17 protein-coding genes are annotated in these 20,304 nt (G+C 73.9%); 8 read left to right on the plus strand and 9 right to left on the minus strand.

Going from position 1 to position 20,304, the window contains the following annotated elements; all coding sequences use genetic code 11:
• Window positions 1-112: 112 nt before the first annotated feature.
• Window positions 113-634, plus strand: a complete 522-nt coding sequence (locus WME98_RS11305) for a PDZ domain-containing protein (RefSeq protein WP_437951346.1) — start codon at window positions 113-115, stop codon at window positions 632-634.
• A gap of 177 nt (window positions 635-811) precedes the next feature.
• Here WME98_RS11305 and WME98_RS11310 read toward each other — a convergent pair whose 3' ends face one another.
• The 5 genes from WME98_RS11310 to WME98_RS11330 all read right to left on the minus strand — a co-directional run bounded on the left by WME98_RS11310 (window position 812) and on the right by WME98_RS11330 (window position 7,086).
• A complete protein-coding gene (locus tag WME98_RS11310; RefSeq protein ID WP_437951347.1) occupies window positions 812-1,801 on the minus strand; it encodes an alpha/beta hydrolase in 990 nt (329 codons plus the stop codon).
• A gap of 81 nt (window positions 1,802-1,882) precedes the next feature.
• The gene (locus tag WME98_RS11315) at window positions 1,883-2,953 is read right to left on the minus strand and encodes a Kelch repeat-containing protein (protein WP_437333375.1); all 1,071 of its coding nucleotides are present in this window, start codon (window positions 2,951-2,953) and stop codon (window positions 1,883-1,885) included.
• A 500-nt stretch (window positions 2,954-3,453) separates the two neighbouring features.
• On the minus strand, window positions 3,454-4,410 hold the full coding sequence (locus WME98_RS11320; RefSeq protein ID WP_437951348.1) for a hypothetical protein: 957 nt from the start codon (window positions 4,408-4,410) through the stop codon (window positions 3,454-3,456).
• Window positions 4,407-5,297: a hypothetical protein gene (locus WME98_RS11325; RefSeq protein WP_437951349.1), complete on the minus strand. Its 891-nt coding sequence runs from the start codon at window positions 5,295-5,297 to the stop codon at window positions 4,407-4,409. The genes WME98_RS11320 and WME98_RS11325 overlap by 4 nt, the downstream gene beginning before the upstream one ends.
• A gap of 7 nt (window positions 5,298-5,304) precedes the next feature.
• Entirely contained in the window at window positions 5,305-7,086 is a 1,782-nt protein-coding gene (locus WME98_RS11330; protein ID WP_437951350.1) for a protein kinase domain-containing protein, read from the minus strand.
• Between the two features lie 690 nt (window positions 7,087-7,776).
• Here WME98_RS11330 and WME98_RS11335 point away from each other — a divergent pair.
• Entirely contained in the window at window positions 7,777-9,129 is a 1,353-nt protein-coding gene (locus WME98_RS11335) for a sigma 54-interacting transcriptional regulator (protein ID WP_437951351.1), read from the plus strand.
• A 60-nt stretch (window positions 9,130-9,189) separates the two neighbouring features.
• On the opposite strand, the gene WME98_RS11340 is transcribed toward WME98_RS11335, so the two are convergent.
• From WME98_RS11340 to WME98_RS11350, 3 genes are all read right to left on the minus strand, one after another.
• Window positions 9,190-11,691 (minus strand): beta-glucosidase, encoded by a 2,502-nt coding sequence (locus WME98_RS11340; protein WP_437951352.1) that lies wholly within the window; start codon window positions 11,689-11,691, stop codon window positions 9,190-9,192.
• 280 nt (window positions 11,692-11,971) lie between these two features.
• Window positions 11,972-12,760 (minus strand): PhzF family phenazine biosynthesis protein, encoded by a 789-nt coding sequence (locus WME98_RS11345; RefSeq protein ID WP_437951353.1) that lies wholly within the window; start codon window positions 12,758-12,760, stop codon window positions 11,972-11,974.
• Window positions 12,761-12,901: 141 nt separating this feature from the next.
• Window positions 12,902-13,648, minus strand: a complete 747-nt coding sequence (locus tag WME98_RS11350; protein ID WP_437951354.1) for a hypothetical protein — start codon at window positions 13,646-13,648, stop codon at window positions 12,902-12,904.
• Window positions 13,649-13,949: 301 nt separating this feature from the next.
• On the opposite strand from WME98_RS11350, the gene WME98_RS11355 reads away from it, so the two are divergent.
• The 4 genes from WME98_RS11355 to WME98_RS11370 all read left to right on the plus strand — a co-directional run bounded on the left by WME98_RS11355 (window position 13,950) and on the right by WME98_RS11370 (window position 17,379).
• Window positions 13,950-14,648 (plus strand): OB-fold nucleic acid binding domain-containing protein, encoded by a 699-nt coding sequence (locus tag WME98_RS11355; RefSeq protein ID WP_437951355.1) that lies wholly within the window; start codon window positions 13,950-13,952, stop codon window positions 14,646-14,648.
• A gap of 122 nt (window positions 14,649-14,770) precedes the next feature.
• Window positions 14,771-15,820 (plus strand): RNA polymerase subunit sigma-70, encoded by a 1,050-nt coding sequence (locus WME98_RS11360; RefSeq protein ID WP_437951356.1) that lies wholly within the window; start codon window positions 14,771-14,773, stop codon window positions 15,818-15,820.
• A 51-nt stretch (window positions 15,821-15,871) separates the two neighbouring features.
• Window positions 15,872-16,627, plus strand: coding sequence for an alpha/beta fold hydrolase (locus WME98_RS11365; RefSeq protein WP_437951357.1), 756 nt, complete (start codon window positions 15,872-15,874; stop codon window positions 16,625-16,627).
• A 143-nt stretch (window positions 16,628-16,770) separates the two neighbouring features.
• Window positions 16,771-17,379: a hypothetical protein gene (locus WME98_RS11370; protein WP_437951358.1), complete on the plus strand. Its 609-nt coding sequence runs from the start codon at window positions 16,771-16,773 to the stop codon at window positions 17,377-17,379.
• 18 nt (window positions 17,380-17,397) lie between these two features.
• Here WME98_RS11370 and WME98_RS11375 read toward each other — a convergent pair whose 3' ends face one another.
• The gene (locus WME98_RS11375; protein WP_437951359.1) at window positions 17,398-18,114 is read right to left on the minus strand and encodes an RNA ligase family protein; all 717 of its coding nucleotides are present in this window, start codon (window positions 18,112-18,114) and stop codon (window positions 17,398-17,400) included.
• A gap of 62 nt (window positions 18,115-18,176) precedes the next feature.
• On the opposite strand from WME98_RS11375, the gene WME98_RS11380 reads away from it, so the two are divergent.
• Together WME98_RS11380 and WME98_RS11385 are read left to right on the plus strand one after the other, a co-directional pair.
• Window positions 18,177-19,316, plus strand: a complete 1,140-nt coding sequence (locus WME98_RS11380; protein ID WP_437951360.1) for an AAA family ATPase — start codon at window positions 18,177-18,179, stop codon at window positions 19,314-19,316.
• Between the two features lie 164 nt (window positions 19,317-19,480).
• Window positions 19,481-20,242, plus strand: a complete 762-nt coding sequence (locus WME98_RS11385) for a Uma2 family endonuclease (protein WP_437951361.1) — start codon at window positions 19,481-19,483, stop codon at window positions 20,240-20,242.
• Window positions 20,243-20,304: the final 62 nt, after the last annotated feature.

Raw genomic sequence — 20,304 nt, forward strand, 5'->3', positions numbered from 1 at the left:
ATCTTGGGAGGCAAGAGGTCGGGGGCGCCGAGGGGCCATGCATGCAAGTCAGCAGCGGGATCTACCCCTCCGTGCGCGCGGCGCGTGCGGGTGGGCTCGGCGGCTCTCCGGCATGCTCACCCCGCTGGTCCCGCTCGCGGTAGCCGCGTGCCGCGGCGACTGTCCGCGCGTCGAAGCCTCGCAGCCCGCAGACACCGCGCAGCCCCGCGTCGACGCCTCGCGCGCTGACGCCGCGCAGCCGCGCGCGGGCGTGCCGGCGAGCCAGGCGGAGACCGCGAGACGGGAGAAGCCGTCGAACCCCGCGCCGACGGCGACCGTCGTCCCGGCGCCGTGGTACCTCACGATCCAGCCGACCGCAGGCGACGGCGTGAGGATCGCGAGCATGGATATCCGCAGCTTCACGTCCCCCCTGCTGGAGCCGGGCGACGTCATCCTCGCCGTCGACGGGCGGCCGGTCCACTCGATCGCAGGGCTGGAGAGCCACCTGCGCGCCTGCGCGCCCGGGGACATGGTGGTGCTCACCGTGCTGCGCAACGAGACGACGATCGACTACGCGATGCTCCAGATGCCGGCCGACGACGCTCCGGCGCCCGCGCCGGCCAGCGCCGCGGAGCAGGGCCGGCCCGGCGGCTGACCGCGCCCCCGCCTGTAGTGGTCAAATTTGAACATGAAGGCGGGAAGGCGGGAAGAAAACCTTAATGATCTTCCCGCCTTCATGTGGACTCTCTCTGGGCAAAGTTGATCACTACCCCGCCGTCTCCGCCGCGGGCGCGCTCGAGCGGCCCCGGCCGGACGGCGGCCTGCGCGTCCGTCAGCGCGCTCGAGCGCCGCGCCCCCTGCCGGGCGCCGTGGCGCCGCCTCGCTTGCCGCTCAGGAAGGCGAACGCCTGGTCGACCTGATCGTCGGTCATCGCGTGCCCCGCGCGCGGCTTGCCGAGCGACCTCGAAGGCCACTTCAGCCGGCGGAGCATCTTCGCGAGCGCGACCTGGTCCCGGTGCGCCGGGTCCTTGCCGCCCCAGCCGACGAAGATCGGCGCGCGCGCCTTGGTCTGCGCGCCCGCCCGCTCCAGGTAGCGCGCGCCCGAGCCGCCCGCGAACGCCGCGTAGCCGTCGACCGGCAGCCGCCCGCGCATCGCCAGCGACGTCGCGTAGTACGCGCCGTTCGAGAAGCCGAACACGAGCACCCGGTCGAAGCGCGCGCCCGCGCGCCGCTCGAGCTCCGCGCGCGCCGCGTCCCACTCGGCGAGCAGCGCGTCCTCGTGGGTCGCCTGCGCCGCGGTGGCGGTGGGCCAGCACCACCAGTCTTCCATCGTCTTCGGCCCGATCCCCCTGCGGCCGCGCGGCATCATCACGGCGACGCCGTGCCGTGCGCCGGCCCGCGCGGCGCCCCGCTGTTGCGCCCACTGCCACCCTGAATCGGGCTGAACGACGCCGTGCAGGTAGATCACGAGCACGCGGGGACCCGGCGCTGCTTTGGCCGGCAGGAAGGCGCACACCTCGCCGGGCAGCGCGGCGAGCTCCGGCGCGCACCACCGCGCCGCCGCCGCGGCCTGCGGCGGCGCAGGCGCGTCCCCGGGGGGCGCGTCCGCCGAGGGCGCGTCCGCCGAGGGCGCGTCCGTCGAGGGCGCGTCCGCCGAGGGCGCGTCCGCCGAGGGCGCGTCCGTCGAGGGCGCGTCCGCCGAGGGCGCGTCCGCCGAGGGCGCGTCCGCCGAGGGATGGCCGGCGCTGTCGCCGCTGGCCGAAGCGGGCGCGCCCGCGGCCAGGAGCGCGGCCAGGGACAGCACCATCGCGAGCGAGCGCATGAGGGCGCAGTACCATGTCCGCGCCGCGGCCGGGTAGCGCGGCGCGCCCGCCGCCGGCGGCGTGGCGGTCGCCTGCCCCGCTCAGGGATCGAACGAATAGACGTCGCGGTTCCAGAGCTGACCGGGGCCCACGCCGCCGTCGCAGGCGAAATCCCACCCCGAGAACAGGTACATGGTGCCGTTCACCTCCGCGGCGACATGCCGCTTGAGCCTGACCAGCGGATCGCCGCCCGGCGACAGCTTGGTCCACTTCCGCTGGATCGCGCTGTACCGCCAGAGCTCCTCGATGGGGTTCTGCTCGAACGGCGCGCCGCACCCCGACGAGCCGCCCGACACGTCGCCTCCTTGCAGGTACAGGTCCCAGCCGATGACGGCCGCGGCGCCGTAGTTGCGCGGCGGCGTGATGTCGCGCCGCGCGCGCGGCGTCACCTCGGTCCACCGGCGGGTGCGCAGATCGAACTCCCAGGTATCGTCCAGCATCTCGAAGCCAGCCGCGCCCATCGTCTCGCCGCCGTACAGCGTCAGCTTGCCCCGGATCGGCGCCGTCCCCGCCATCGCCTCGTGCCGGCCGCGCGGCGAGCCGGGAGCGCCGGCGGGCACGAGCTCCTTCCACCGGTTCGACCCCAGATCGTACGCCCAGAGATCGTTCATGAACTCGAAGGCGCTGGTCACTCCGCCGAAGACATACAGCTTCCCGCCGGCGAACCAGACGTTCGGGCGGGAACGGCCGACCGGCCCGGCGTTCTCGGGGTGGATCTCGATCCAGGCGTCCGCGTCGGCGTCGTAAGCCCAGAGGTCGTCGTGGGCCACGAAATCGGAGAAGTCGGGGCTGTACGTCGCCCCGCCGAACACCAGCATGACGCCATTGCACTCGTCGGCCGCCGCGCCGGCGAACACGCGCGGAGGCGGCAGGTCCCCCGCCGGATCGAGCAGCTCCCAGGAATCGAGCGCGGTGTCGAATCGATAGAGATCGTTGTAGAAGGTGTTCTCGAAGGTCGAGAAGTCGTCTTTCATGCCGCCGAACAGGTAAACGGCGTCGCCGATCGCGGCGACCGCGGGGGTCGAGCGCTCCGTCGGCGCCGGACCGGACGTGACCCGCTTGGTCCACGTGCCCGAAGCCCAGGCTTCGGCTGCGAACAGAACGACCGTCATCGCCGCCAGCGCGACGACGAGGTGCCGCGACGGCTTGCGCGCACGAGCTACGTCAGGCGCCAGGCCGCCCGGGCGCCCCCCACGGACGGAACGGGACACGCCCCGTGCCAGGAAATTCTTCATACCCCCTACCCTCCAGCGGCGAGTCCGCTCGATGGCGCACCGCTCGAAACATTCGCTCGGCGACCGCTGATTCGATCTCGCCGAGGATAGGCTACGCAGAACGATCCCACAAAACAAGAATCGAGCACCGCCCGTCGAATGCGCCGCAGAGGAGCCGGGCAATGGCTTGCGCGCCTCACGCACGATTACGCGCGATTACGCGCGATTACGCACGATTCCGACGCTCGGGCATTGCGCGCGGCAACGACCTACGGACAGGCGCGCCGGGGACGCGTCTTCTGGCGTGAGGAGAAGAGAAGAAACACAGAGGCGCAGAGGGCACAGAGGAGGAAGGAAGAGAGCCGCGCGAGCGGCCCCGCGGCGCGGGGCGATGCGGATCAGAGCCGCATTTCGACGCCCGCGCCCGACGCGCTCAGCCACGGGGTCACGGAGCCCGCCTTGGGGGGGCTCGGCGCTGACTCGTTGAGCAGCAAGTAGAGCCCGACGCCGACGGTCGCGATGCCGACGCCGCCGAGCACGTCGCCGACGATCCCCTTGGCCCGCGCCGAGCTCGCGTCCGAGCCCGTGCCCGATCGCGCGTCGCCCGCCTGCTTCAAGCCGGCGAGGCCGAGGACGGCGCCGCCGGCGAAGATCGCGCCGCCCACGCCCATCACGACGACCGGGAGCGTCCGGCTCGGCCCCTCGGAAGCTTCGGCCAGGGGAGGCAGACCGCCCCCGGCCGCCGAGGCCCGCGAGGCCGCGGCCGGCGCGAGCGCGAGCGGGACCTCGACCGAGGCGCCGGCGGCGACGCTGAACCGGGCCACCGCGGCGCGGTACCCCGGAGCGGTCGCCACGACCTCGTGGTCGCCCGGGTCAAGCTCGAGCACCTGACCCGGCGCCGCGCGCACCGGCTTGCCGTCCAGGGCCAGGGCCAGCCCGTCGGCCCTGCCCGGCTCGACCGCGAGGGTCGCCCGGCCGACGCGCTTTTCGAGCTTCGCCACGGCCTCGCGCGCCGGACCGACGTAGGGCTCGGTCGTCGGCGTCGCCGGCTCGGCCAGGAAGGCGCGAAAGCTGGCGAGCGCGTCGACGAGGCGCCCCGTCTCCTTCTGCGCGACGCCGAGGCTGTACCGCGTGAGGGGCGTCGCCTTGATCTCCAGCGACCGGGCGTACAGCGCCCGCGCCTCCTCCCAGCGCCCCTCGCGGGCGAACTTCGCCCCCTGGACGAACAGCACGCGCGCCGCTGCCACGTCCCCCTTGCCCTGCGCCGCCGCGGGGAGCGGGGCCGCGGCGAGGAGCAGCGCCGCGGCGACGGAGACGAGCGTCCGCCTGGATCGAGCAGGAGAATGCGTCCTCATTGACACTCCCCCTCCCGGCAGTGCTTGCCGTGGGGACATCGGTTGTCGCAAGCGCCGCAGTGATTGCGGTTGTTCCAAAGGTTGGTCTCGCAATGGTGCGCCGGGTCCACGTCGCAATCGGCGAAATGGGCGTTGCAGTGCGCTTCGCCGCCCGAGCTGCTGCTCTCGCCGCCTCCCTCGCCGCTCCCGCTGCTCGCACCGCCAGCGCCGCCGCCGCTCCCGATGCTCGCGCTCTCGCCGCCGCCGCTTGCGCTGCTTTCGCCCGGGCCGCCGCCGCCCGGGCCCGGGCCGCCGCTGCTTTCGCCCGGGCCGCCGCCGCTCGGGCTCGGGCCGCCGCTGCTCGCGCCCGCGCCGCTCCCGCTGCTCGCGCTCTCGCCGCCGCCGCTGCTTGCGCCGCCCCCGCTCGCCGCGCTGGTCGTCGCGCCCCCGCTCGCCGCGCTGGTCGTCGCGCCCTCGCCGCCCCCGCTCGCCGCGCTGGTCGTCGCGCCCGCGCCGCCCCCGCTGGCCGCGCTGCTCGCGCCCTCGCCGCCCCCGCTCGCCGCGCTGGTCGTCGCGCCCGCGCCGCCCCCGCTGGCCGCGCTGCTCGCGCCCTCGCCGCCCCCGCTCGCGCCCTCACCGCCGCCGGCGCTGCCCGTCGCGCCCTCCGGGCCGCCGGTGCTCCCGCTCGTGCCGCTGCTCCTGCTGAGATCGCCGCCGCCGCCCCCGTCGCCGACCTGATCCTCTCGCCCCACGGCGTCCTCGGCCGCTTCGTCCTTGTCGGACAGCTCGGCGCCGATCAGCGCGGAGCAGCCGCCCGATCCAAGCGGCGCCAACGCGAGCGCGGCCAGGAGGAGCAGCAGGTCGCCCGAGGCGCGAACGGCGCGGAACTTCACCCCACGATTGCGCATGACCACCTCAGAAATCGGGCGCCGCCGGCAGCGGCATGGACGTGGACGCAGGCGCCGGACGCAGCGGCTCGTCCCGCTGCGCGCGCGGCTCGGGCCGCTGCCGCCGCGCCTCGTCCCGCTGCGGGCGCGGCTCGTCCCGCTGCGGGCGCGCCTCGGCGCGCTGGGCGGGCGGCTCGGCCGGCGCCGAGGACGGCTCGATCTCGTCCCACGGGTCGGCCAGCTCGCCCCAAGGATCGGCCGGATCGTCCCACGGATCGGCCGACTCGGCCGACTCGGCCGGCTTCGCGGGCGGCTTGCCTGCCGGCGCGCCCCGCGCGGCCGTCTCGAGGGCGCTCGCGCGCGGCCCCCCGCCCTCGGCAGGCACGACGTCGGCCGGGGGCGCTGCCGGGGTCGCCCCCGGCAGCGCCAAGGCGGCGCCCGGCTCGAGGACCGGCGCTGCGGCCGCGACCGCCGGTTGCGCGGCGCCCGCGCTCGCGCTCCCGCCCCGCAGGTTCAGGCCCATCACGACGACCACCGGCGCGACGAAGGCGACGAGCACCCCGACCAGCAGCGCCTTCTGGAGCCGCAGCGGGGGCGCGAGCCCGATCGGAGCGGCGGGCAAGCCCTCGGACATCTTGATGGTGCCGCCCCGGCGCCCGGCAGGCGTGGCCGCCGCGGCCGGCGACGCGACCAGCGTCTTCCCTGCGCCGCGCGGGCGCGGCGCCGCCGCCTTCGCCCCCGACACGGCGCCGGCGACGCCGGTCGTCGCGAACGCGGGCCGCTCCGCGGTGAGCGGCGACTCCGGCCCCCGCGCGAGCCACTGGTGCGCGAGCGACGTGCCCGCCACGTCCGCCGTGACCCCGCGCTCGACGGCCCAGGACGCCAGCGCGCGGCCGAGCGACCGCATGGTGGGCCACCGCTCGGCCGGCGACTTGGCCAGGCCCCGGCGGAGGATCGACCAGAGCTCCTCGTCGCCGGCGCCGAGCTGCGTCGTCGGCGCCGGCTCCTTGCTGAAGATGGCCGAGATCACCGCGCCGAGGCTCTCCCCGGTGAACGGCCGCTGCCCGGTGATGAGCTCGTACAGCACCACGCTGAACGCCCAGACGTCCGTCTGCTCCCCGACCTCCAGCTGGCCGTCGGCCTGCTCCGGCGACATGTACTCGGGGCTGCCGACGATCATCCCTCGTTGCGTGATCGCGGGGCTCACCGCGTTGGCCAGCTTGGCAATGCCGAAGTCGACGACCTTCGGGACATGGCCGCCCGCGCCGTCCGGCACGACGAGGATATTGGCAGGCTTGATGTCGCGATGAACGATGCTCTGCGCGTGCGCGGCCGCGAGGGCGCACGCCACCGGCAAGAGCATCTGAACCGCCTGCTCCGCCGGCATCCGGCCGTTCGCCTCCAGCCAGTTCGAGAGCGACGTGCCCTCGAGGAGCTCCATCACCAGGAACGGCTCGCCCGAGTCGGTCTCGCCGAAATCGAACACGCGCACGATCGCCGGGTGCCCGAGCCTCGCCGTCGCGCGCGCCTCCCGGAGCAGGCGCTCTGCGGCGTGCGCGTCGAACTGGTCCTCGTGGAGCACCTTGATCGCCACGTCGACGTCGAGCCACAAGCTGCGCGCCCGCCACACGGTGCCCATGCCGCCGGCGCCCAGCGGGCCCACGATCTGGTACTTGCCGGCGAGGACCTCGCCCACGGCGCGCTCCCGCTTCGGCAGCCCCCGGACGCAGGACGAGACACCCCCCGTGCTCGCATCGCCTCTTCGGGCGAACGCTCTGCTCTGGCCGGGGACGTGGTGCTCGCCGTTCATGGGTCGACACCCACGAAAGCAAGCGGCGAACCATCCCCCGCTCCCCGGCCTCGGCCGTCGCTGCAGCGACGAAATCCCCGGCCAATGCCCCCTCGCCCGCGCCCCCCGCGGCGAGCTCGGCCCAGAGCCGCGACCTTTCGCGGCAAATAAAGCAAGAATCCTTATTTTTCACGGGGAATCGGGCACGCGCATCGGTCACGCTGGGGCAATTTGCACCGGAGCATTGCAAGAGGGAGCGAGGCCCCTCCCCGGTCCTCCGCCAGGCTTCGATCCCGGGCTCATCGACGCGATCCCCGCGAGGGCGCGCTGCCCGCGACTCCTCATCACCGGCGACCGGGCAGGTCCCCCGCCGGCGCGCGTCGAAGCGCCGGCGGGAGGAGCAGCCTCCGCGCGACCTCGCCAGGAAGATTCCTTTGCTGGTGGACGCCCGGCCCTCGGGTCGCGCCTCGGTAGGAAGAGCGCTGCGCTGTCGGGCGACGTGCCCTGTGGGCGCTCTCCGGTAGGAAGGGCTCCACGCTGTCGGACAACGTGTCCCGAGGACGATCCTCCTCAGGAGGTTCCTCATCGCTGCGGGTCCGCGCTACACTCGACGGCGACGTGGAGTCCACCACTGCACCCAGGACAACCCTGGACGACTCGCTCGGAACGGCCTCGGAACGCCTGCGTTCCAGGAGGCCGACGCCTGGGCTGGTGCTCGTCTTCTCCGTGGACTGCCCTCGCTGCGACGTCCTCCCGCTCAAGGACGGCGAGCTCGAGCTCGGGCGCGGCGAGGTCGGGGGCGTCCCGCTCGACGACCTGCGGATGTCGCGCCGGCACGCGCGCGTGCGCTGGCACCAGGGCCAGTGGGAGGTCGAAGACCTCGATAGCCGGAACGGAACGTCGCTCGACGGCGTCCCGCTGACCGGCGCGCGCGCGGGCGACGAGCTGCGCATCGTGCGCACCGGCTCGTCGGTGTTCGTGATCCAGGCCGACGTGGAGCCGTTCCGGGCGGGGATCTCCACGGCCGGGGGCACGATCCTCGGGCCGACCCTCGCCCGAGCGTGGGACGCGGTCGATCGCGCGGCGCGCTTCGGGACCGCGCTGCACATCACCGGCGAGAGCGGGACCGGCAAGGAGCACGCGGCGCGGGCCTTCCACGCCCTCGGCCCGCGCCGCGGGGGGCCGTTCGTCGCCGTGAACTGCGCCGCCATCCCCGACGGCCTCGCCGAGCGGCTGCTCTTCGGCGCGCGGAAGGGGGCGTACTCGGGCGCCGCGGCCGACTCCGAGGGGTACGTGCAAGCCGCCCACGGCGGGGTCCTCTTCCTCGACGAGGTCGCCGAGCTCGATCTCGGGGTGCAAGCGAAGCTCCTCCGCGCGCTCGAGGCGAAGGAGGTGATCCCGCTCGGCGCGTCGCGGGCCGTGCAGGTGGACTTCGCGCTCGTGTCGGCGACCCACAAGGACCTGCGCGCGCAGGTGGCCGCAGGGAAGCTCCGCGAGGATCTCTTCTTCCGCATCGCGCAGCCGGCGGTCCGCATCCCGCGGCTGCAAGAGCGGCCCGAGGAGGTCCCGTGGCTCGTGGACGCGGCGCTGCGGAGCGCGGGCGCCGGCGTCGAGCGCGGCGACGTGGGCGCCCCGCCCGTGGCCCACGCCTCGCTCATCGAGGCGTGCCTCGTGCGGGCGTGGCCCGGAAACGTGCGGGAGCTGATGGCGGAGATCCGCGCGGCGGCGCAGGAGGCGCAGATCGAGAAGAGCCCGGTGGTCCAGGCGCGGCACCTGTCGCCCTCGGCCGGGCAGGCCTTCTCCCCGGCGCAGACGGGCACCTCGGAGCACCCCTCGGACAGGGGCCGGCGGTCGTCGCTGCCCCCGGTCGGCGAGCGGCCGGCGCGGCGGGCGGCGTCGCTGCCCGCCGACGAGGTCATCGAGGAGGTGCTGCGCCGCGAGGGCGGGAACGTGGCGCGCACGGCCCGCGCGCTGGGCGTGCACCGGACCCAGCTCCGCCGCTGGCTCGACCGGCGCTCGGCGACCGACGAGGTCGCCAGCGACGACGACGACGCGGAGGGGTGATCCGCCGACGTTCCGCCCCGGGGCGCCGGGGGTGCCCCCCCGGCGCCGGGCGGCGCGCGCTCAGGCGTCCACGTTCACCGCGGTCTGCCGCGTCAGGGCGGTGGCCGAGTGCCCCGCGTGCAGCGTGAACACGCCGGGCTCGACCTGCCAGCGGCCCGCCGCCCAGTGCGCGAAGGCCCGCGGCTCGACGACGACGGCGACCTCGACCGTCTGATCGGGCTCGGCCTCGACGGAGGCGAAGCCGGCCAGCCAGAGCACGGGGCGCTCGACCTCGGAGCCCGGCCGCGACAGGTAGAGCTGGACCACGTGGCGACCGCGCCGGGGCCCGACGTTGCGCACCTGCACCCGCGCCTCGACCGCCTCGCCCGCGGCGACGCTCGGCGGCGCGTCGATCCCGAGGATCTCCCAGCGCGTGTAGCCCAGGCCGTGCCCGAACGGGTAGGCCGGGGCGACGCCGGCGCGGGCCCAGGCCCGGTACCCGACGTTCAGCCCCTCGGCGTAGATCAGCTTGCCGTTCTCGGGCTTCGTCGACAGCACGGGCACGTCCTCCTGGCGCGACGGCCACGTCGTGGGCAGGCGGCCGCCGGGCTCCACGGCGCCGAGCAGCACGTCGGCGGCGGCGCTCCCGAACTCCTGGCCCGGGAACCACGTGAGGAGCACCGCGGCCACCTCGTCGCGCCAGGGCATGGTCACCGGCCCGCCCGAGTTCACCAGCACGATCGTCCGCGGGTTCGCCGCCGCGACGGCGCTGACCAGCGCGTCCTGGCGGCCGGGGAGCGCGAGCGCGCTCCGGTCGAAGCCCTCGCTCTCGATCGCCTCGGTGGTGCCGACGACCACGATCGCCACGTCGGACGAGCGCGCGAGCTCCACGGCGCGCGCGAGCTCCTCCTCGTCGGACGGCGCGGGGACCTCGACGCCGAGGGAGAACGCCACCGCGACCGCGCCCGGCTGGACCGCGTGGGTGAGGGCGAGGTCGAGCTCCTGGCCGGCGGCAAAGGACAGCTCGGCCGCCCGGTGCGGCGGGGCGAGCAGGGCCGCGGCGAGGTCGTCCTTGTCCGGCGCGATCGCCTCGTCGAGGAGGACCTCCCCGCCGCCGGTGAGGCGGTACGCGCCCACCCCGGCCACGCCGATCCGGTAGCGGCCGGCCTCGGCGGCGCGGAACCGCGCCGTCACCTCGATGGTCGCGGCCCGCTTGGCGCGCTCATCGCCGATGAACGTGAGGCGCCCCACGCCGCGATGCTCCTCGTGCAGGACGTCGCCGTTCGCGTCGAGGAGCCGCACGCGCACGCCGTTCTCGCCGGTCGCGGGGTCGACCACCTGGTCTCCGGCCACGGGCACGAGGCCTTCGTGGATGCGGGCGCCGACGGCGTGGAGCACCTCGGCGCGCTGGCCGAGCGCGGCGCGCAGCCCGTCGAGCGGCGAGACCGCGTAGTGCGGGTGCACGCTGGCGCTGCCGCCGCCCTGGATCCGCCCCTCGGCGGCGTTCGGGCCGATCACGGCGACGCGCCGGAGGCTGGCCGCGTCGAGGGGGAGCGCGTCGCCCTGGTTGCGCGCGAGCACCATGCCGGCCGCGGCGGTCTCGCGGGCGAGGCGGGCGGCGTCGGCGGCGGGGAGCTGGGCCGGCGCGGGGGCGGCCGGCGCGACGCCCTCGAGGGCGCCGACGCGGGCGGCGAGCCGGAGCAGGCGGCGGACCTTGTCGTCGACGGCCTGCTCGGGCACGGCGCCGCTCCGGACGGCGGCGACGAGCGCCTGGCCCCACGGCCCTTCCGGCCCTGGCATGGCGAGGTCCATGGCCGCGCGGCCCGCGGCCTCGGTGGAGCGGGTCGCGAACCAGTCCGAGACCACGACGCCGTCGAAGCCCCACTCGTCCTTGAGCGGCGAATCGAGCAGGGCGTTCTCGGTCATGGTCGCCCCGTTGACCGCGTTGTACGAGGCCATCACGAGCCACGCGCGCGCGCCGGCGATCATCCGCTCGAACGGCGCGAGGTAGAGCTCGCGCAGCGTGCGCTGATCGACGCGGACGTCGACGGTGAACCGCTCGGTCTCGGAGTCGTTGGCGACGTAGTGTTTGGGGGTGGCGCCGACGCCGTGGGCCTGCAGCCCGCGGACGTAGGCCGCGCCGATCCGGCCGGTGAGCAGCGGATCCTCGGAGAAGCACTCGAAGTGCCTACCGCCGAGCGGGCTGCGGTGCAGGTTGACGGTCGGCCCCAGAACGACGTCGACGCCCTTGCGCCGCGCCTCGGAGGCCAGGAGGGCGCCGAGGCGCTCGATCAGGGCCTCGTCCCAGGTGGCGGCGAGGGCGGTGGCGGAGGGGAGGCTCACCGAGGGGTCGCGCTCGTCCCAGTGCTCGCCGCGCACGCCGACCGGGCCGTCCGAGACGACCATGCGGCGCAGGCCGATGGCGGGCTCGGGGTAGGTGCTCCAGAAGTCGGCGCCCGTCAGCAGGCGGACCTTCTGCTCGAGCGACAGCGCGGCGAGGGCGTCCGCCACCCGCCGCTCGACGGCCTCGGGAGAATGATCGGTCTTCTGGGGATGAGCGGACTGCGAGTCGGCGACGGCCATGGACCCTCCTGGGAGCGCAGAGACGAAGCGCGGAGACGCCGCCCCGCGGCGGCGCGCCAGAACGGTACTTAGAACATCAAGGAAACACCAGGCGCACGGGAGAGCCTCGATCGCGCGTGTTGGCGGGCACGCACGGGCAGGCGCAGAGCCCGCCGCGGGGCGCGCGGGAGGGGGCTGGGAGGGCGGATGCCGCCGTGGTGCGAGCGGCGCGCCTGGTTCCATCCGTCAGGATGGCCGGCCAAGGGGTCCGGTGAGGGAATTCAACTGCGCGTGATGGGTTTCAGATCGTCACCTTGCCTTCGAGATAAAAGGCACACGCGCCCTCCAGCTCGACGCGGCCATCGACCAGCCGACAGACGAGCTCTCCACCGCGCCTGGAAGCCTGGAACGCGAAAAACGCCGTCTTGTTCAGCCGCGCCGCCCAATACGGCGTCAGCGCACAATGCGCGCCGCCTGTGACGGGATCTTCCGGGATCCCCTTGGCCGGCGCGAAGTAGCGGCTGACGAAATCGTACGACGCGTCTCCCGGCGCGGTCACCACGACCCCTGCGCGGTCCATGCGCGCAATCGCGGCGATGTCCGGAGACAGCGCGCGCACGGCCTGCGCATCCTCCAATACCGCGATGTAATTGAAGGTATCGGTGAGCACCTCGACCGGAGCAGCGCCGAGCGCTTCGGCCAGGTTGGGCGGCGGCGTCGTCGGAACAGACGGTCGAGACGGGAAATTCATGACATAACCGGTCTGCGTCCGCCGCACCGTCAAAGGTCCGCTGGCCGATTCGAAGATCACCTCGGTACGGCCGGGCTCCAAGCGCTCCATGACGACCGCCGCGCTCGCCAGGGTCGCATGGCCGCAAAGCGGCACCTCCGTCGTCGGCGTGAACCAGCGCAAGCGATAACGCTCCCCGTCAGGGACCAGGAACGCCGTCTCGGCCAGGTTGTTTTCGGCCGCGATGTCCCGCAACAGCGAATCGTCCAGAAAGCGGTCCAGCAGCATCACCGCAGCCGGGTTTCCCGCGAACAGACGGCTCGTGAACGCGTCCACCTGGTAGATCGGTATACTACGCATAGATGTGGCGTTATAAATTCAAATCAAAACGAATGCCATGACGATATGGCCACCGAGCGCACTACCCACATTGCCTGGGCGCGCGTCTCCAGCCATGTCCTGGCGGTTTCATCGACGTGCGGAAGGATGTCTGACCCGCGACTAGGGGCACGCGCAGACGCCGCCGTGGTGGGAGCAGCAACCCCGCTTCACGTAGGTGCAGGTCGGCGACAGCGTGCCGTCGCAGCAGCAGACGCGGCCCTCGGACGCCGGCCGCGGTCGCGCCGCCGCAGCCGGCCCGCCACCCGGTCGCGCGGGGGCGGGCGCGCCTTCGGCCTCGCGCTGCTCCTCGGCCGCCCTCGCGGCCTCGCGCTCGGCGATCCGCCGCCGGCCCTTCACGAGCGACGCGCGCACCTGGGCCGCGCGCTCGTCGCGCGGGGCGGCGCCGGCGAGGTAGCGGAGGAGGGCGTCGCAGGCCGCGGCGTCGCCCTGCTGGGCGCACGCGAGCTCGCTCGCGGCGAGATCGAGCTCGGCCGCGTGGGCCGCCTCCTCCTGCCGGCGCGCCTCCTCGGCGGCCTCGATCTCGGCGCTGCGGCGCTCGGCCTCGGCGGCCTCGACGGCCTGCCGCTGCGCCTCGATCCGCGCCTGGCGCGCCTCGCGCTCCTGCCGGTAGCGGGCGACGAGGGCGCTCGCGGCCCGCAGGTCGGCCTCGGCGCCCTCGCAGAACGACGCGCACTGGTCGACGCGGGCCTGCGCCTCGAGCTCCAGCACGAGGCAGTCGGGCTCGCTCCGGCAGCCGCGCGCCAGGCGGGCCGGGAACCCGTCGTCGTTGCGCGATCCGCCCCCTGGATGGCATCCGGCGGCGAGGACGGCGAGAGAAGAAAGCCAGAAGACGGCAAGGCGGCTCACTGGGGTGATTCTCGTGCCGCGCGCGAGGGACGTCGAGGCCTCGAGAGGCGGGACGCGAGAAACCCGCAGGAGCACGCGCTCGCGTACGCCGGACGAGGACGGGAGAGGCAGCCACGGCTGCCGAGCTTGCCAACCACGCCGTCGCCCTCGGGGACGACATGGTGGCTCGGGCGTCCACGATGGGATCGGTGGGCTGCTCGGGCCGACGGTGCAGATGCATAGGTAAGCTATTGAACGTGTAGGTACGTCATCGATGGGGGATGTCTTGTCCCCTGAGCGCAGCAACAGTAGGAAGCTGGGAATGCGTCGACACCTAACGAGCCGCGCTCTCGCCTCGATCGCCGTCACAAGCCTCCTCGCGGCGACGGCCTGCAGCTCCGGCGGAGACGAGCCCCCCGCTCCGGACCAGGAGGTCGTGGTCACCGTCGCCCAAGCCCGCGCCCTGACCGAGGGCTCGACGGCGACGGTCGAGGGTTTCGCCACGGTCGCGCCCGGCACCTTCAGCTCGGCGACCAGCGAGCAGGGCTTCGCCCTCCAGGACGCCACCGGGGGGATCTACGTGAGCCTGCCGGACGCGCTCGATTTCGGCCTCGATGCCCGGGTGCGCGTCACGGGGCAGCTCGGGCAGACGGCCCAGCAGACGGTGCTCAACGCCGCGGCGGCCTCGGTCACGGTGCTCGATGGGACCGAATCCATCGAGCCGACGGACGTGATGACCGGCGACGTCGGAGAGCCCGTCGAGGGGCTGCTGGTCCGCGTGCGCGGCAGCGTGACCACGGCCGTGGAGGACGAGCAGCCCTACGGCTTCCAGGTGTACATCGACGACGGCTCGGGCGAGGTCCAGGTCTACGTGCATGTCGTGGACGGCGAGCCCGTCATCGACACGACGTCGCTCGAGGTCGGCCTGGCCATCGAGGTGACCGGCCTCGCCGCGCAGTACGAGGAGACCTACGAGGTCGCGCCGCGCCGGGCAGGAGATCTCGTGCTCGTGGAGCAATGAGCGGGCGCGACGGCGTGTCGAGCGCGATATCCGCCCCTCAGGGCAGCTCGGATCTCGCCGAAGATCTCGTGGTTGCCGAGAAAGGGCGTTCGTCGTCGAGCGCGTCGACGGACGTGACGAGAATGCCGGAGGACCCTGGCAACGACGAGGAGGCGGCCGTCCTGGCCGCGGCGCGCGCCGGAGACCACGCGGCGTTCGCCGCGCTGAGCGAGCGCTACCGCCGTCGGCTCCGCGCGCACTGCTATCGCATGCTCGGCTCCTTCGACGAGGCGGAGGACATGGTGCAGGAGGTCCTGCTCCGCGCCTGGCGCGGCCGCGAGGGGTTCGAGGGGCGATCGCTGTTCCGCACCTGGCTCTACCGCATCGCCACCAACGCCTGCCTGAACGCGCTGGAGCGCGCCCCTCAGCGGGTCGTGCCGCAGGACGTGGCGCCGCCGGTCACCGCCGCCACGCCGCCGTCCGAGGCGCGCTCCGCGCCGCCGTGGGCGCCGGAGGTCCCGTGGCTCCAGCCGTTCCCGGACGACCTGCTCGACGCCGGGCCGCCGCCGGACGCCGCGGTGGAGGCGCGCGAGACCCTCGCGCTGGCGTTCCTGGCCGCGCTGCAGCACCTGCCGCCGCGCCAGCGCGCCGCGCTCGTCCTGTCCGACGTGGTGGGCTGGTCGGCGGCCGAGATCGCGGCGCTGCTCGAGCTGACCGTCCCGTCGGTGACCAGCGCGCTCCAGCGGGCGCGCGCGACGTTGCGCGAGCGCCTCCCCGCCGGGGCGCCGGACGCGTCCGCCGGCGCGCCGGCCACGGAGCTCGAGCGCGCCGCGCTCAAGGTGTTCATGGACGCGTGGGAGCACGGGGACACCGCCGAGCTGACCCGGCTCCTGCGCGAGGACGCGCGCTGGGCGATGCCGCCCGCGCCGCTCTGGTTCGACGGCCGCGCGGCGATCGCCAACCTGCTCGCGCTCTTCCCGCCCCGCTGGAGGGGGCGCGCGTTCAGGATGGTGCCGGTCGGCGCCAACCGGCAGCCGGCGGCGGCGGCCTACCTGCGCCCCCAGGGCGAGGCGGAGTTCCGGCTGTCGGGCGTCCACGTGCTGCGCGTCTCTGACGGCCAGATCGCGGAGATCATGACGTTTTCGGCCGAGCTGTGCGCCGGGTTCCGGCTGCCGGCGAGCCTCGCCGATTAGTTTTTCGTCGCCTCGGGTCTACGCGGCAGGACCACGAAAAGGAGACCCGAGATGAAGAAGACGACCTCCAGGGACGGCACCACCATCGCGTTCGACCAGACCGGGCACGGGGCGCCGGTGATCCTGGTGATGGGCGCGTTCAACGACCGGACGACGGGCGCGCCGCTCTCGGCGTACCTGGCGCGGCGGTTCACCGTGCTCGCCTACGATCGCCGCGGGCGCGGCGACAGCGGCGACGCGGCGACGTACGCGATCGACCGCGAGATCGAGGACCTGGACGCGGTCATCCAGGCCGCGGGCGGCGCCGCGGCGGTCTTCGGCTACTCCTCCGGCGCGCAGCTCGCGCTCGCCGCCGCGGCGCGCGGCCTGGCCATCACGCGGCTTGCGCTCTACGAGGCGCCGCCCGCCCAGCCCGCCGAGCACGCGCAGGCGCTGGCGTCGCTGGTCGCGGCCGGGCGCCGCGGCGACGCCGTGGAGTACTTCCAGCGGCGCATGGTCGGGATCCCCGACGAGGTCGTGGCCCAGCTCAGGCACGCCCCGTTCCGCCCCGCGCTGGAGGCGATGGCGCACACCCTGGTCTACGACGCGACGATCGTCGCCGATGGGCGCATCACCGCCGCGCTCGCGGAGGTCCGCCAGCCGACGCTGGCGATCGCCGGCGACGCGGGCGCGCCGATCATGCGCCAGGTCGCCGAGACGCTGGCCGCGCGGCTGCCCGGCGGACGGGCGGAGACGATCGCGGGCGCCACGCACCATATCGAGCCCGCCTTGCTCGGGCCGGTGCTGGAGCGGTTCCTCGACGGCTGAGCGTCAGCGGGGTATTGAGCGACCCCTCGGCCATGAGTAGTGGTCAAATTTGAACATGAAGGCGGGAAGGCGGGAAGAAAACCTTAATGATCTTCCCGCCTACATGTGGACTCTCTCTGGGCAAAGTTGATCACTACCCGGCCATGAGCCTCTCGACCGTGCTCCGGGTCCTCGGCCGCAACGACGGCGAGGTCCACAGCGTGTTCCGCACGGGATCGCGCGTGTACGGCACCGCGACCGCGGCGTCCGACGAGGATTTCGTCGCCGTCCTCGCGCGGCGCGACGCGAAGCAGGACCTCGCGTTCGCGCCCGGCGTCAACGTGGTCGTCCACGGCCTCGACAGCTTCCGCGACGCCATCGCCGAGCACAGCGTCTTCGCGCTGGAGTGCCTGTTCCTCCCGCCCGAGCACCGGCTCAAGGAGGCGAGGCCGCCCTTCCCGTTCAAGCTCGACCGGAAGAAGCTCGCCGCGTCGGCCGCGAGCCGCTCCGCGTCCGACTTCAAGAAGGCCGGCGCCCGCTTCGACGACGAGCCGGAGGCCTCGAAGAAGAAGCTCTTCCACGCGCTCCGGGTGCCGCTCTTCGCCGTGCAGATCGCCGAGACCGGCGCCATCCACGACTACGGCGCCGCGAACCCGTACTGGCGCGAGATCCTCGCGGACGAGCGCCTCGACTGGGAGCCGTACCGCGCGACCTACGGCCCGCTCCGCGAGGGGCTCTGCGCGCGGCTCGCGGCGCTGGCCTCACGGCGGTAGCCGCGCCGGCGGCCTAGCCTAGGGCGGCGGTCCTCCCGCCGGCCCTGCCGCGAGCCGCTGCGGCCGGAGCTCCTGGTGCATCCAGTGCTCGTCCGTCTGCACGTGCCCGCGCCGCACCCACTTGGCGAGGCACCGCTGGAACGCCGCGTCCGGGAACTCGCCCGCGACCCGCACCACCACCCCCTCGCGCGGGCCCCCGAACGCCGAAGGCTCACGCGCCAGCGCGCTGGTCAGCGCCTCGAGCTCGCGCTCGGCCTCGACGCGGCCCCGGAACAGGACAGGCACGGTGGGGAGCCCCAGATCGTTCGCCTGGGCCACGACCATGTCCCACTCCCAGAAGAGCCCCTGCGCGTCGTCGCGCACGCCGAAGACCAGCGAATAGCCCGGCAGCGCCTCGTACTCGATGGAGTGGACCGCATAGCAATACTCGCAGAAGACCGACGTGCCCTCCGAGAGCTGGTGAGCGATGCGCGCGTGGGTGGCCTTCGCGAGGTCGAAGCTCGGGTGGGACGGAGGGCCCGAGTGCGAGCGCGAGAAGACGCTCTTTCGCGTGTACGTGAGGTTGCTCCCGTCGCACTTCTCGGTGATGACGATCTCCACGCCGAGCAGCCCCGACACGTCGGCCATCCTCTTGTCGTCGGACGTGCCGCCCGGCGACCACGGAAGGTGGAACGAGCGCGGGTATTTGGCGGACATGACGGCGCCAGGGTAGCACCGGGCGTCAGGCGCGGACATGCTACGGTCCTCGCGCGCTGCGCGCCCGCGTCCAGCGCGCGCTCGCCAGGGGGTGCTCCACCATGTCCGCCGCGTCCTCGCTCCTCGATCTCCTCACGCCCGATCCGGCGCGTGTCCCCTGGGACGAGCTCCAGGCCTTCGACTGGGTCCGCGCGCTCGAGGGCTGCCCGCAGGACCCGATCCACCACGCCGAGGGCAACGTCTGGATTCACACCCGCATGGTGCTGGAGACGCTCCTCGGGCTGCCCGAGTGGCGGGCGCTGCCGCCGGAGGAGCAGCGCGTCGTGTACCTGGCGTGCCTGCTCCACGACGTGGCGAAGCCGGCGACCACGCGCGAGGAGGACGGGCGGATCACGGCCAAGGGCCACTCGCGCGCGGGGGAGCTGCTCGCGCGCCGCCTGCTCTGGGAGCTCGGCGCGCCGTTCGCGCTGCGCGAGCACGTGTGCGCGCTCGTGCGCTACCACCAGATCCCGTTCTACCTCATCGAGCGGGGCGACGCGCAGCGCGTGGCCGCCGAGATCAGCCTCCACGCGCGCTGCGATCTGCTCGCGCTCGTGGCCGAGGCCGACATCCGGGGGCGCGTCTGCGCGGACATGGGCCGCGTGGTCGACAATATCGAGCTCTTCCGCGAGCTCTGCCGCGAGGAGGGGTGTTACCGGGGGCCGCGGGCCTTCGCCTCGGATCACACGCGATTCGTGTATTTCCGCTCCGACCCCGCCGGCGGGCGCCACCCGGACGTGGAGGTCTATGACGACACGCGCGCCGAGGTCGTGGTGATGAGCGGGCTGCCGGGCGCCGGGAAGGACACCTATGTCCGGAGCCACTTCGCCGACTGGCCGGTCGTCTCGCTGGACGCGCTGCGGAGCGAGCTGGAGATCGACCCGACCGATACCCAGGGACAGGTGGTCCAGGCGGCGCGCGAGCGGGCGAAGGAGCACCTGCGGCGGGGGGAGCGGTTCGTGTGGAACGCGACGAACCTGTCGCGGCAGCGGCGCGGGCCCGTGCTGCAGATGGCGGCGGACTACGGGGCGAGGATCCGCGTGATCTACGTGGAGGTGCCTCGGGCGGTGCTGTTCGCGCAGAACCGGGCGCGGGAGGTGGCGGTGCCGGAGGCGGCGATCCGGCGGATGATCGAGCGGTGGGAGATCCCGGGGAAGACGGAGGCGCACGAGGTCGTGCTGGCGGTGCGCGGAGAGGGGTAGGCGCGCGGCGAACACCCTCTCCGGGGGCCTACGGTTAACGCCGTCGGATGGCCCGCGCCGGGTCGGTGTTCCTCCGTCCAGCCGGCGCCCGCCGGAGCGCTCCGCCCGGACCGGCCGGCTGCGCTCGCAGGCGCGGTGCGGTAAGCTGCGGACCGGAGCGACGTATGCCCTTCCAGAGCGAGAACTCTCCCGTCCCGATTCCCCCGCCCGGCGAGGACGAGCTCCCGTACGACGATGGAGAGCCGATGGAGTCCGAGCGCCACCGCGCACAGATGGACATGCTCATCGAGGTGCTGAAGCTCTTCTGGCACGACCGCGACGACGTGTACGTCGCCGGCAACATGGCCATCTACTTCAGCGAGCTGCAGGCGAAGAAGAACGACTTCCGAGGCCCCGACGTGTTCGTCGTGCTCGACACAAACCGGCGCGAGCGCAAGTCATGGGTCGTCTGGCAGGAGGACGGGAGGACGCCCGACGTGGTGATCGAGCTGCTCTCCGAGAGCACCGAAGCCGTCGATCGCGGCGAAAAGATGCGCGTTTACGCGAAGCTCCTGCACGTGCCGGAATATTACCTGTTCGATCCATTCTCGGGCGCGCTCGAAGCCTACGCGCTCGATCCGGCCACGCGGTCCTACGCGCCAGTGCCCCCCGAGGCGAACGGCGACGTCGTGAGCGCCTGCCTCGGCCTGCGGCTCGGGGTGCGCCGTGGCACCTATCTCGGCCTTGAGGCCGGCTGGCTGCGCTGGCTCGATGCGCAGGGGCGCGTGCTGCCGACCGCCGAAGAGCAGGCCCGCGCCGCCGAAGAGCAGGCCCGCGCCGCCGAAGAGCAGGCCCGCGCCGCCGCCGACGAGGCGAAGCGGCTCGCCGCTCGGCTCGCGGAGTATGAAAAGCGCTTCGGACCGCTGCCGGGCAGCGGCTCGGACTGAGGCGACGTCCCCCGCTCGGCCCCCCACGCGCCCCCGCGCCCTCCCGGTCCACCCCGTCCGCA

The sequence above is a fragment of the Sorangium sp. So ce296 genome (assembly GCF_051529605.1).
Lineage (GTDB): Bacteria > Myxococcota_A > Polyangia > Polyangiales > Polyangiaceae > Sorangium > Sorangium cellulosum_D.